Genomic DNA, 12,748 nt, shown 5'->3' with positions numbered 1-12,748 from the left:
TCAAAGGCCTCACTCCATACGAATTCATTTGTCGGAGCTTGACAAATGAACCGGATCGATTCACCACCGACCCGACCCATCAATTCCCGGGACTAAACACCTAGCTGTGCAGATTTTCCGAGCCACCTTTATCAATGCCTTCGCCGATAAGATCGGCTGATCTATCGCTTACTCCCAGCATGAGATCGATGTCCGGATACTGATCCTGGAAATCCAAAAGCGATGGGATCAAAATTTTATTTGCCAAAACGGATCCGATGTCGACCCGAAGCTTCCCTTTCGGAACACGCCGTGAGCCTGCGACCGTACCGTCCATGTCATCAAGGTCAGCCAGCAGCCGCAACGCACGCTCATGATACGCCACGCCCTCTGTCGTCATCGTAACAGACCGGGTGGTACGCTCAACGAGTTTGGTCCCTAGATGCGTCTCCAAATCTTGCACAAGCTTGCTGACGGATGACCGGGGCAGGTTCAGCGTATCGGCAGCCTTCGCAAAGGAACCGGCTTCGGCGACGCGGACAAAAGTGCGTATAGCGAGTATCTGATCCACGAAAGGCCTGCTGCTAGATAAACATAATAACTTTCTATACCCCGTCTGTAAGCCGGGCTATGCAGGTTCTTGCTAAACGTCGATAAATTTCGGCCCTTTGCGGCGTTAAGGACTTTAATAACAGGCTTCGTTCAGTTTTGGTTTGAGGCATTGAAGGTTCGTAGGCGCTCGAGGCGCGGGAGATATCTCGGTTGTGCTTATACTCGGTGATTGACCTATAGCTCTAGCAGTTAGAAGTGAGCGACTTCAACTGACTGTCATATGACCTCAAGCGTCCGCACATAGTCAGCGCTTTGATGTGCGTGCACGCGAGTATAGCGGATCAATTCATCAAAATGGCGCTGCATCTTGCGGATGGATTCAGAGTTGTTGAGTACGAGATACATGCCTCCCACGAAAATGGCTGCGCGTTGCGATCCAAAGATCGTGTAAGGCACGGAGAAGCGTTCCTTCTCCTGAAATAAAAATAGGCGAAACGACGGATAAAGCTCATTGATAAGGTCGGACATGTAGCGCAGCTGTGCGGCCCTCACCTCCCTATTCAGCCCGCTCCACATCCCATGCCCTTGTGCAAAGGCTTCCAGAGTTTCACAGGGCATGCAGACTTCCATGTCAGTGCCCGGCTGGCGATTGTAGTCGAGCCGGAAGGCCGATTCACTGGCCTGTGCTCCGACACTCTGGTGCGCACTCTCGGCTTCGAATGCAATGATCTGCGGGGTTCGCAGCAGGTCGGGGATGCGTGCTGGGACATATCGTATCTTCGACCCGGCCGCCTCGGCATGCCATTTCATCAGCAGCGTGTCAGTATAGTCCTCGCCGCCTTCTTCAATTTCGAAGCTCGGTCGCAACTCCCCCGTAAGCCCTGGATCATGCGAGATACCTAAAAGCCAATCCAGCGAGACCGCGTGGCGTTCGGCAATGTTGAGAAGCGTTTCCACGCGTGGAAGACGCGCCGAATCACGCGACAAGAGCTGCGAAAGCGCCGATCTGTCGATGCCGATTTCGGCTGCAAACGCCGAATGGCTGTTGCCAGACCGCGTCACCAATTCCAGCAAACGGACGCGGAAGAGTTCCGCCAGCGCACGCTTGTCCATAACTCACCTCAATGTTTACTAAAGTAAACATATTATAGTTTTTGTTATCAAAATCGACAGTTGGTCACCATACTCTCATTGTGCGTATCATGGCTTGATGAAACCCTGACCGGGACGAAGCACCAGGGGACATGATGAGCAAGAATTCACTCAACGAGCAAAACAAAGGATTCCATCGACGCCAACCAAGGGCTCTTCGAATAGAGTGGCCGACGGTCGCTTTGCTAGCCGCGTGCTATGGTCTCTGGGGCGCTGCTGGCTACTTTCTTTATCCGGTATATCCAATCGTTGCGCTTGTGCTGATAGGGATGGCGGTTGCACTGCACTCCTCGCTTCAGCACGAGGTCCTGCACGGACATCCCACGAGAAGCGCGAGGGTCAACGAGGCACTGGTTTTTGCGCCGCTTGGCGTGTTCTATCCTTACCGCAGTTACAAGCGAACGCACCTTCAACACCACGCAGATGAGCGTCTCACAGATCCCTTCGATGATCCTGAAAGCTATTATCGCGCCATGCGTGACTGGGAGACAATGCCGGCGCTCCTCAAGCGGCTGTTCGCATGGAGCAACACGCTGGTTGGGCGTGTGCTGATCGGTCCTCTGCTTATGGTGGTCGGATTTACCACGTCCGAATGGCGCAAGATCCGCAAGGGCGATCGCAAGGTCGCGGTCGCATGGACACTTCACCTTGCCGGGCTCATTCCGACTTTGCTGGCAGTCTCGCAACTGTTCGGGATTCCGGTCTGGTTCTATGTTGGCGTATCAGCCTATCTCGGTGTTTCGATCATCGCCATTCGCTCCTATTGTGAGCACCAGTGGGCGGAGCAGCCGGACGGGCGAACGATCATCGTTGAAAATTCGCTGCTTGCGCCGCTCTTTCTCTACAACAACCTGCACTTTGTGCACCATAAATTGCCCACCGCGGCATGGTACAAGCTTCCATCGCTTTATCACGCCCGGCGCACAGAATGGCAAAGGATGAACGAGGGCTACGTGTTCGCCAACTATTTTGAGGTTTTCCGCGCATTTGCGTTTAAGGCGAAGGAGACTGTGGTGCATCCAGCATGGCGACGGGACGAACCGGTCGTCGCGAACGATATCATTACGAAGGATGAGCGCGATGTTGCGGGATATCAGTCGTCGGCTGGTGCCACGATCCCGGATTTGCTGGCGTGACCTGGGTTGCGGCTCTTCCCATGTATGACTGGCCAGAAGTGCGCTCCGAAGTGGATCGCAGGTGGGATAACATGCGTGCCCGCTTCATCGCGAACGGCATCGATGCACCCCGACATCTCGTTCGTCGAAACGCCGACATGCCTCCCGTTCCGGGCGGCATTTGCAGCGAGGATGGATCGGTCATAGCGCCGGACCCGGCGACACTCGATCCGGATGCTTTTGATCTCGATGTCCTGTGGCGCCACCCGGCTCTTCTCATCTCCGCCACCTGCTGGGGCCCGATGGAGCTTGGATTGCAGGATCATGTTCAGGTCATTGGGCAGAACGGCTATGACGATGTCGCGGGGGGCGCAGGAATTTACTATTCGAGCGCTATCGTTGCCCGAAGGGAGGAAGGCGAAAGCGTCATGGCACCTGAGACTGGCGAACCGGTACTGCCGCTCTCGTCGTTTCAAGGAAAAAAGCTTGCCTTTGCGAGCGTCGCTCGATGTCTGGCCATCTCGCCTTGAAACGCGATCTGGAAACGATGGGCAAAAGCCTGAACATGTTTTCCGCACTGATCGAAACCGGTGCGCATCGCACTTCGGTCATAGCGGTTGCAAAGGGTAGGGCCGACTTCGCCGCAATCGACTGCCGGTCATGGATGCTGGCTGAGCGATACGAGCCTGCGGCAAGAAACCTGCACGTCGTTGGTTGGACGCGGCAGCGTAAGGGTCTGCCGTTTATCCGCGCCAAGAATATCCATCTCGACTTTCACATATAACCGGCGCAACCCTCACACGGATTGAGCTGGAGGCATGGTTTTCGACAGGAGTGCTTTGGTGTTTTCCATGTCTGCCGAAATCGGGCGGTCGTCCGAATAGTGGTCGAGGTGCGAGCGGAGCAGGCTGTAGAGCACGTCCGTGCCCGGCCCTCTGCGCGCGACGGTTTCCAGAAAATCATGGGCCTGTGTGGCGGCCAGCCATTCGATCGCCAGGATGTATTCGGCGTTGTCGATGATGGCGAGAAGCTTGTTGGCCGCAGCGGTCGGATGCGCGAGAAAATCTTCCTGCAGCGCCGAGGTCAGACCTCCATCGGTGGAGGCAGGCGCTGCCAACCGCCGGTTCTCGTTTGCAAGAGCCGCCGCAGTATATTGCGCGATCATGAAGCCGGAATGGCTTCCGGGGTCGGACGCGAGGAAGGGCGGCAGCCCACTCACCAGCGGGTTGACCAGCCGGTCAATCCGACGCTCGCTCATGGCTGCAATTTGCGCGATGGCAATGGCAAGGGCGTCGGCCGCCTGACCGAGCGCGGGCGCCACCGCATGGGCTTCCGACCAGACGAGCGGGTCCTCCGGCGTGCCAGCGACGGCTGGGTTGTCGGTAACCGATGCGAGTTCGCGGTTGACGATAGCGGCACAGGTTTCGAACAGATCGCGTGCGGCACCATGGGCATGGGGTATGGAGCGCAGGCTGAGCGCATCCTGTGTGCGCCGGCCTTTGGCGGCCTCGATCAGTTCGCTACCTTCGAGGCGCGCGCGCAGCGTTGCGCCTACCTTTGCAATACCATCGGACACGCGCAGCGATAGCACAGCCTCATTGAAGGCAGATATCTGGCAACCGGCGGCTTCAAGCGTCATTGCGGCGATGGCATCGGCCCAGTCGAGCAATTGAGCAGCCCGGTCCAGCGCCACGCTCGAAAGTCCGGTGGCGCAGGCGGTGCCATTGACGAGGCTCAGGCCTTCCTTTGCGCCAAGTACGAGCGGTTCAAGGCCGAGTTCGGCGAGTGCGGCGCGCCCGCTAATGGCGCGCCCGCCGATCTGGGCCGACCCTTCCCCAATAAGCACCAGCGCGCTATGCGCATTATGCGTCAGGTAGCCCGCCGATCCGCGAGATGGGACGTTCGGGATGCAGTCGCGTTCAAGAAAGGTTGTCAGATGGTTGACGATCTTGCGGCTCACGCCAGAATATCCATGGGCGAAGTTGGCGATCTGTGCAGCAATAATGGCGCGCACTTCGCGAGGTGGAAGAAGCGGGCCGACGCCGCAGGCGTGGCTCAGGATGATGCCGCGAGAAAGCTTTCCCTGCGCAGCGCGGTCGACCACAGTGTCCGACAACGCGCCGACACCGGTGTTGATGCCATAGGCACGGATACCGCGCTCAACGATACTTTCCACGATCCGTTGGGCTTTTTCGATGCGCTGAAGGGAAGCGTCCGACAGGGTCAATGCCTCTCCCTTGCCGACCTTTGCCACGTCCTGCCAAGTCAGTCTGTCATCGAGCAAAACGGTCATTCGGTTTTCTTGATATTCGTTGGAAGGGAGCGCTCTTTTGGGAAGAGGGTGGCGATTTCCCCAAAGGCAGGATCAGGTGCTGTAGAGGCGATAGCGACTGCCGGGGTAAAGCAGGCGTACCGAGGAGATCACGCCAGCTTCGGACCACGTGCGGCGGCGAACCAGAAGGCAGGGTTCCGTCTTGGAAATGGCGAGTAGTTTGCATTCCCAGGGCTGCGCTGTAACAGCTTCGATATGCTGCTCTGCCCTGACGATCGGTGCAACGGATGTAAGATAGCCGTTCGGCGTGGTTCTGGCGAAGTCCTGCTCGATATATTGCGGGACGATCAAGTGGTTGACGAAACGATCCTCGATCTGCATCGGCACGGAATCTTCCGCATGCACCATGATCGAATGGGACACGGCGCTGCCGATTTCAACCGAAAGTGCCTCTGCCAGTTCGGTATTGCAGCTCTCCATCCGTAGCATGATGACATTTGCCGTATGTATGCCGCCATTACCGGTGATCTCGTCTGCAATATTGGGAACGCTTTGAAACTGCGACGTCCGCTTTTTGCTGGCGACGAACGAACCCTTGCCCTGCACGCGAACGACGAAGCCTTCATCGGCCAGCTCGCGCAACGCGCGGTTGGCGGTCATGCGGCTGACGCCGAGCAGTTCGACCAGTTCGTTTTCCGAAGGAACCCGCTGCCCGACCAACCATTCGCCGGTTTCGACACGGCTTCGAACATAATCCTTGAGCGTGACGTAAAGCGGCTTGTCGGCTGCCTGCTCGTCCTGGCGCTTGTCGACCTGTTTCTCTACCGTTTGCATGAGGCTCCAAAAGGCGAACGACGAAGGTCCGGCATCTGACGCGTCGCGGGCGCGTGTGCGGGTATGGTGCGTGCCATACCCGCAAACAGCAGTCAGTTCAACTTGTGTGTCGTCAGCCACTCTTCGGCAACCACATCGAAGCTGTCGTGATTGGCAAGGCGGCCGTTCATGACGACCAGGTCCTTGGTCGTCAAGGCAGCCGAAACCGCATCCAGCGTCTTGGTAACGGTGTCGTTGACCTTGGCCTTTGCCATAACCGGCACGATGTTCTGTGCCGGGAACAGGTTCTTGACGTCTTCAAGAATGATCAGATCGTTGGCAGCAATCGCCGGGTCTGTCGAGAAGAGGTTAGCCACCTGTACCTGATCATTAAGAAGTGCCGAAAGGGTCAACGGGCCGCCGACATCGAGAGACTTGAACGACTTGAACTCAAGACCATAGAGATCCTTCAGGCCGATGATGCCTTCCTTGCGGGTCTTCCACTCCGGAGGGCCGCCAAGTACCAGTTCGGAGGCGACGGCCTTCAGGTCTGCGATTGTCTTCAGCTTGTACTTCTCGGCCGTCGCGCGCGTGACGGCGACACCGTCTGAATCCTGAGCCTGAGAGGGTGTCAGCATCGTGACGCCTTCGGGCAGGGCGGCTTTGAGAGCCTTCGCAACGTCTTCGGGCGAGTGGGCGGTCGCATTCTTGTCGAGGTAGCTCAAGGTTGCACCGGCATATTCCGGCAGGAGATCGATCGAGCCATCGAGAAGTGCCGGCATATAGACTTCACGGCTGCCGATGCTGAGCTTCGTTTCAGTCTTGATGCCCTTTGCAGCCAGCGCCTTGGCATAGATGGTGGCCAGAAGCTGGCTTTCGGGGAAATCGGCCGAGCCGACGACGATGGTGGACGTATCCGTACGCTGGGCCGGAGCGGCTGCGAGGGGATCGGTCTGGGCAAGCGCCGTGGTGGCGGAAAGCGCGAACAGCGCAAATGCACCGGCGGCCTTTAGTATATTGAATGCCATGCAAGCTACTCCTTTTGTTTCAACGTCTTCAGAATGAAAATGCAGTCTTGGTTGATCGCCCGCTCTATGCCCGGCGGGTTAGCCCTGGTGAGACGGTGAGCCTCGATATGATGCCGATCACCAGATCGACCAGAAGTGCAAGCGCACCGACCAGAACGGCGCCAGCCGCCATCTGGTAGTAATCGTTCTGCGCACGGCCATCGATGATGAGGCGTCCAAGCCCACCAAGCGACACGTAAGCTGCGATGGTTGCCGTGGAGATGATCTGCAGTGTGGCGCTGCGCAACCCGGAGAAAATCAGCGGCAGAGCGCAGGGGAGCTCGACATCGAAGAGGATATCGAGCGGACGCTTGCCCATGCCGCGCGCAGCATCCACCGCTGCCGGATCCACCGCCGCAACGCCCGCATAGGTCGCGCTCATGATGGGCGGAACGGCCAGCAAAACGAGAACGATGATGCTGGGCACGATGAATGCCATGTCTGAGGCAAAGATCGGACCGAAGAGAATGACGAGGAGTACAATGAGACCGAGGCTCGGCAGGGCACGCAGCGCATTCGCAAGGCCAGCGATGACGACCACGCCGCGGCCAGTGTGGCCGACATAGAGACCGATCGGCAAGCCGATCAGGCAGGAGAAGAAGAGGGCAATGCCACTATAGATCAGGTGCTGGATGACAAGCGCAAAGACGCCATCGGTTCCTGTCCAGTGGGCCGGGTCTGAAAACCATGCGATCATCGTTCTGCACCTCCGGGCTTCCATGGTGTCAGGCGTTTCGTGGCAAAGAGCACGATCCCGTCGAGCAAAGCTGCCAGCATCACGCAAAGCACGATACCGGCGATGATCGGCGTCAGAAAGCGCAGTTGAAGCCCTTGCGTGAACAGAAGGCCGAGCTGCGGTGTGCCGACGAGCGCTGCAACGGAGACGATGCTGACATTGGATACCACGGCGACACGCAGGCCCGCGGCAATGACCGGCACCGCAAGCGGAAGCTCAACGAGAAGAAGCCGCGGCACTGTACGATAGCCCATGGCATTCGCAGCCTGAATGACATCGGGCGGCACGGAATCGAGGCCGTCATTGACGGTGCGGATGAGAAGCGCCAGCGCATAAATTGTCAACGCGACGACCACATTGAGCGGATCGAGAATACGCGTACCGAGAACGAGCGGTAAGAGCACGAAGAGGGCAAGAGACGGGAGGGTGTAAAGCAAACCTGCCGCGCCGAGCATTGTGGAGCGGAAGAAACCGGCCCGTTGCGCAATCCAGCCGAGAGGAAGAGCGAGGAGGAGGCCGATAACCACCGGTATCACCGAAAGCCAAAGGTGCCAGAGGAAGAGTTCGGCGATACGGCCGGACTCGCGGTACAGCCAGTCGAACCTCATACCTGCGCTCCCACGCGACCGCTGCGCGCAACCTCGATCGCTGTTGCCACATGAGACAGGGTGACGGTGCCTTCCAATTTGCCAGCCTGGCTAACAATGACGCCGCGGCCTGACGGAGAGCTGAGCGCCGCATCGAGAACATGGCGCAGGCTGCTGCCTTCGACCGCGAGCGTGCCGCTGAGATTGAGGTCGCTGTCTCTCAACGGAGCTCTGACGGTTTCGACATCTGCCCAGCCCAGCGGGCGTTTTTCCGCGTCTGCGACGAGTACCCATCTGTCGGTTGCCATTTGACGAAGGGCCTCCGGTGTGGTGCCGAGCGCAGCTGTCGGCTCCTGACCGAGCGGCACGCCGCCATTGTTGAATTCGGCAAAGCCGAGGATGCGATAACCCCGGTCGCGCCCGATGAAGTCGGCAACGAAGTCATCGGCGGGTCTCGCCAGCAATTCCTGGGGAGTGGCGATCTGCGCCAGCGTGCCGCCGGTGCGCAGAACCGCGACCTGATCTCCGAGTTTCAGGGCTTCGTCGATGTCGTGCGTGACCATGATGATGGTCTTGCCGATTTCGCGCTGGAGGCGGAGGAACTCGTCCTGCAATTGGGCCCGAACAACCGGGTCGACGGCGCTGAAAGGCTCATCCATGAGCATGAATTTCGGATCTGACGCGAGCGCCCGCGCGACGCCGACGCGTTGCTGCTGGCCGCCGGATAGTTGCCATGGATAGCGATCGGCGAAGGCGGATGAGAGACCGACACGCTCGAGGAGATCATGGGCAGTGCGAAGAGCCTTATCCTCGGGCGTTCCGTTCAGTCGCGCCGTTGTGGCGATGTTCTGTACGACGGTGCGGTGCGGGAAGAGACCGGCGTTTTGGATGACGTAGCCGATCTTGCGGCGCAGCAGGGCGACATCCATCCTGTCTGTCGGCTCGCCGTCGAGAAGAATTTTGCCGGAGGATGGCGTGATTAGCCGATTGATCATGCGCAGAGACGTCGTTTTACCGCAGCCTGAAGGACCGACGAAAACTGTGAGTTTGCCGCTTGGGGCGGTCAACGAGAGATTGTCGACAGCCGTTGTCGGTCCCCGATAGTGCTTGCTGACGTGGTCGAACGTTATCATGGCGCAGTTCCCTTTTGTCGACAATCGGACTTGGCCACTGGTCCGATATCTCTTAGTTGTCTATACAAGCACGAAGGTAAGTCGTACGCAAGCGGGAATGCTCAAAGAAATTGCGTGGCGCCGCTATGATGAAATCTTGTGCTGGATTGTTGGCGCATCTGCAGCGAGCGCAGGGCAATCGGCATTAGAGGTTGTTCAGGCAGGCTTGTGGATTACAGCCGGTAAGGCATGCTTTGATTGCAGGGGACGTGCTGGCAATTCCAATAACCAGCAGCAATTGCTTCGCTACGGAAGCGGAGGAGGGAGGAGCAACTCGAGGACTGTAACCAGTGCAAATCATTCGAGGCCAGAAATCTGCTGTTTGCCCGGCTGATGTCTGCGAGGCTCGGTTACAGATCGCGAGCAACGTTACGGTTTACAAATTTGTTGGACAATACCGGTAGTCAGACGCAGTCATGAGCGAGAGTGGCCAAACATCCTCGCAGCAGAACCTCAAGCAGCGGCGCGTGCTCGGGATTTGTTTTTGCATCCCGCGCCGCTCCAGTCTCATCCGTGCAATGGGTTTGCAAGGTCAGACAGTCGCATCCTGTCTGGCGAACTGCTTTGCGTGAAGCTTGACGAACTGGTGCATATTCGTCGGCTCCCTCCCGACGAGCTTTGCAAAATCGTCGGTCAATCGATTGTATCGGCCCTGCTGATGAAGGTCGGCCATCGCAGCCAGATGGCTGACCACGTGTGCAGGCACACCCCGTTCGCGCAATTTGTCGGCCCAGACTGCGATCGGTATGTTCCGGTACCGGATAGTCCGCCCAAGCGCCTCGGAGAATGTCTTCGCGTAATTTTCCAAACTAGTGGCAACCGGGCCTGTCAGATTGTAAACCCGACCGATTTCCGGGGCTGGATCGGCCAGTATAGTCGAAACGGCATCAGCCACGTCGAGGGAAGAAACTGGTGAGGTGATGCTATCGCCGAGTGGCAGGATCAACTCATCCCTGTCCCGCACCCCGGCAGCGGCGAAGAACAGGAAAAACCCTTCCATGAACACCGTTGGCCGAACCGTGATCACCGGCAGGCCAGACCATTCCAAGGCCTGTTCCGCCAGCCAGTGCAGCTTATGCTGTGGGCTTTCGGTCGTTTCACTTATACTCATTTGCGAAACAGTCATCTGGGACATATTCACAAACAGATCAACGCCGTGATGGCGAGCGATAGCAGCGGTGTTGACGGTTGCTTCGAGGTAGGACGAAGACACGGACATGCCAAAGTAGATTTGGGACACACCCTCCATGGCGCGATGCATGGAGGAAAGGTCCGTCAGGTCAGCGATTACAATTTCAGCGCCGAGATCACGCAACACGGCTGAGCGGTCATCCTCCCGACGCACCAGAGCGCGGACGTGAAATCCCTCGGCCAATAGATTTGTCGTAACATTACGGCCGATCGCTCCAACGGCGCCCGCTGCGCCTGTCACCAAGATCGGGCGACGTTTATCTCTGCTCATGCGTTCCTCATTGCGTTTGTCACAAACCGATCCTGCTCGCCAAACCAATCACAACGTTGGTGTCCGCATAAGGATCGCCCACGAACAGAAGCTCGTTGTGCCTGATGGGTTTTATCCTCGTGGTAGAATGCACGAGATCCCGCCGTTCTTAGATGTTGGTCGAAATCAATATAGAACTTAAAGGGCGAGCGCAATCTAAAAAGCGTATTCTCTAATCCGGGCTAGATGAACAAGGGCAGGTTGGGTGATTTATTGCCCGAATAGTTCAGTCGATGCATATCCTTGTTGATCCCATCTGCAATCTCCCAAGAGACGTTCAGGCTCGGGCAGCGTGACATTCTGACTTTGTAGATACAAGCCGAGGCTGCTGAACAGCGCTTATGAAGCAAAACCACACAGTTCGGGGGATGACGAGCGAAAACCCCGATTTGCTGGGCTCACTGACCGGCCTCATCACTTCGTTGATCATCGCGATGAATAGGATCGATCCAATACACGGTTTCCGGCTTCTCGACCGGGTCGATGTTTGCGATGTTTACGACGACTGCCTCGTTGTCGGATCGGACAAGTACGCATTCCAGGACATTATCAGGATCGGCGTTGATTTCCTGGTGTGGCACATATGGAGGAACGAAAATAAAGTCGCCAGGCCCCGCCTCGGCGACAAATTCGAGCCGGTCTCCCCATCTCATCCGCGCTTTGCCTCTGATGACGAAAATAACGCTTTCCAGAGCACCGTGGTGATGGACGCCTGTTTTCGCGTCGGGCTCAATCGCAACTGTGCCAGCCCAGATTTTCTGGGCGCCGACGCGGGCGTGATTGACTGCTGCCTGTCTGAACATACCCGGCGTCTGCGCTGTATTTGGATCGAGTTGATCCCCTTTGATGACCCTTATACCGTCGTGTTTCCAACGCGGCTCTTCGGCGATCGAGTGGGCATGAGAGTGAGGTGAAGCGGATTTGTCGTCTTCGCTGCTTGTTGTCATCTTATGCGTCCTTATTGATATTTGGAAAGGTAGGGCCAGTTCGACCTCATGCCGCGGCGGACAGAAGTTGGCGGGTGTACGCGTGTTCAGGATGATCAAGTACTTTTGCGGCGACACCTCTTTCTACGAATTCACCTCGATACATGACCGCGATGTGATCGGCGAGATATTCGACCACAGCTAGGTCGTGGGTAATAAAAAGAAGGGATAGCCGACGTTCCGCCTGTAGGTCCACCAGGAGGTTCAGGATCTGCGCCTGCACGGAAACGTCGAGCGCTGAGACGGCTTCATCACAAATAAGCAATTTGGGCGACCCTGCTAGTGCCCTTGCAATGCCTACGCGTTGTCTTTGACCGCCTGACAAATCGCGTGCACGCCGGTCAAGCACATCCGAAGGCAAGCTGACGAGATCCAGCAACTCCCTGATCGAAATCTCCGGGGTGCCGCGTGCAAGCAGTTTAATTGGCTCCCTCAATATCTGCTCTACGGTGAAGCGCGGATCAAATGCCGAACTGCTATCTTGGAAAACCATTCCAATCTTGCGCCGCTGTTCGATGGTTCTAGCAGGAGCGGAAGGCGCGAGATGTTCCCCCTCTAATGCGATTGACCCGGTTTGAGGGGCAACCATGCCAACCACGCTACGAGCGAGCGTCGATTTCCCCGATCCAGACTCTCCCACAATGGGACCGTTGCATAACCACGTGAGCCACACAGCCACCTGACATGCATGCGCCTTACCCCGCCGCCCTTTCTCTTGAGGGGCGGTTCTTGGTTCATGTCGGCTGGTTGATGGGTGATGTGGCTGACTGCGGACACAGTTCTCCCCTCGGCTCACGTGCTCAGCGTCACCCAGCG

General features: G+C 57.5%; 13 protein-coding genes and 2 pseudogenes. 4 read left to right on the top strand and 11 right to left on the bottom strand.

Annotated elements, in window-relative coordinates; all coding sequences use genetic code 11:
- A pseudogene (locus G6L28_RS15890) lies at positions 1-104 on the top strand (IS481 family transposase); the annotation flags it as partial.
- A gap of 14 nt (positions 105-118) precedes the next feature.
- Here the strand turns inward: G6L28_RS15890 and G6L28_RS15885 are convergent.
- Together G6L28_RS15885 and G6L28_RS15880 are read right to left on the bottom strand one after the other, a co-directional pair.
- Positions 119-550 (bottom strand): annotated as a pseudogene (locus G6L28_RS15885) (LysR family transcriptional regulator); the annotation flags it as partial.
- 257 nt (positions 551-807) lie between these two features.
- Positions 808-1,644 (bottom strand): helix-turn-helix domain-containing protein, encoded by an 837-nt coding sequence (locus G6L28_RS15880; protein ID WP_174064807.1) that lies wholly within the window; start codon positions 1,642-1,644, stop codon positions 808-810.
- 134 nt (positions 1,645-1,778) lie between these two features.
- On the opposite strand from G6L28_RS15880, the gene G6L28_RS15875 reads away from it, so the two are divergent.
- Genes G6L28_RS15875 through G6L28_RS23135 form a run of 3 tightly spaced genes read left to right on the top strand, consistent with a single transcriptional unit; the run spans position 1,779 to position 3,582 of the window.
- Positions 1,779-2,819, top strand: coding sequence for a fatty acid desaturase (locus G6L28_RS15875; RefSeq protein WP_174064806.1), 1,041 nt, complete (start codon positions 1,779-1,781; stop codon positions 2,817-2,819).
- Positions 2,816-3,328, top strand: coding sequence for a hypothetical protein (locus G6L28_RS23140; RefSeq protein ID WP_337795773.1), 513 nt, complete (start codon positions 2,816-2,818; stop codon positions 3,326-3,328). Before G6L28_RS15875 ends, G6L28_RS23140 begins: the two co-directional genes overlap by 4 nt.
- The gene (locus G6L28_RS23135) at positions 3,307-3,582 is read left to right on the top strand and encodes a hypothetical protein (RefSeq protein ID WP_337795772.1); all 276 of its coding nucleotides are present in this window, start codon (positions 3,307-3,309) and stop codon (positions 3,580-3,582) included. The genes G6L28_RS23140 and G6L28_RS23135 overlap by 22 nt, the downstream gene beginning before the upstream one ends.
- A gap of 12 nt (positions 3,583-3,594) precedes the next feature.
- On the opposite strand, the gene G6L28_RS15865 is transcribed toward G6L28_RS23135, so the two are convergent.
- The 9 genes from G6L28_RS15865 to G6L28_RS15825 form a co-directional block, all read right to left on the bottom strand.
- The gene (locus G6L28_RS15865; protein ID WP_174064805.1) at positions 3,595-5,091 is read right to left on the bottom strand and encodes an HAL/PAL/TAL family ammonia-lyase; all 1,497 of its coding nucleotides are present in this window, start codon (positions 5,089-5,091) and stop codon (positions 3,595-3,597) included.
- A gap of 72 nt (positions 5,092-5,163) precedes the next feature.
- The gene (hutC, locus tag G6L28_RS15860; protein ID WP_174064804.1) at positions 5,164-5,904 is read right to left on the bottom strand and encodes a histidine utilization repressor; all 741 of its coding nucleotides are present in this window, start codon (positions 5,902-5,904) and stop codon (positions 5,164-5,166) included.
- 92 nt (positions 5,905-5,996) lie between these two features.
- Positions 5,997-6,911, bottom strand: coding sequence for an ABC transporter substrate-binding protein (locus G6L28_RS15855; RefSeq protein WP_174064803.1), 915 nt, complete (start codon positions 6,909-6,911; stop codon positions 5,997-5,999).
- A gap of 64 nt (positions 6,912-6,975) precedes the next feature.
- Positions 6,976-7,647: an ABC transporter permease gene (locus tag G6L28_RS15850; protein ID WP_174064802.1), complete on the bottom strand. Its 672-nt coding sequence runs from the start codon at positions 7,645-7,647 to the stop codon at positions 6,976-6,978.
- Positions 7,644-8,294 carry an ABC transporter permease gene (locus G6L28_RS15845; protein WP_174064801.1) on the bottom strand — a complete coding sequence of 217 codons (651 nt, stop codon included), beginning with the start codon at positions 8,292-8,294 and terminating at the stop codon, positions 7,644-7,646. Before G6L28_RS15845 ends, G6L28_RS15850 begins: the two co-directional genes overlap by 4 nt.
- Complete coding sequence (locus tag G6L28_RS15840; protein ID WP_174064800.1) at positions 8,291-9,406, bottom strand: ABC transporter ATP-binding protein; 1,116 nt, start codon at positions 9,404-9,406, stop codon at positions 8,291-8,293. The genes G6L28_RS15845 and G6L28_RS15840 overlap by 4 nt, the downstream gene beginning before the upstream one ends.
- A gap of 571 nt (positions 9,407-9,977) precedes the next feature.
- A complete protein-coding gene (locus G6L28_RS15835) occupies positions 9,978-10,907 on the bottom strand; it encodes an NAD(P)H-binding protein (RefSeq protein WP_174064799.1) in 930 nt (309 codons plus the stop codon).
- Between the two features lie 437 nt (positions 10,908-11,344).
- Entirely contained in the window at positions 11,345-11,893 is a 549-nt protein-coding gene (locus G6L28_RS15830) for a cupin domain-containing protein (RefSeq protein WP_202033676.1), read from the bottom strand.
- 46 nt (positions 11,894-11,939) lie between these two features.
- Positions 11,940-12,572, bottom strand: coding sequence for an ABC transporter ATP-binding protein (locus G6L28_RS15825; protein WP_337795771.1), 633 nt, complete (start codon positions 12,570-12,572; stop codon positions 11,940-11,942).
- Between the last annotated feature and the right edge of the window lie 176 nt (positions 12,573-12,748).

It is taken from the genome of Agrobacterium larrymoorei (genome assembly GCF_013322225.1).
In the GTDB taxonomy this organism is placed as follows: Bacteria; Pseudomonadota; Alphaproteobacteria; order Rhizobiales; family Rhizobiaceae; genus Agrobacterium; species Agrobacterium larrymoorei_A.
This window is presented reverse-complemented; position numbering and strand designations above follow the sequence as displayed.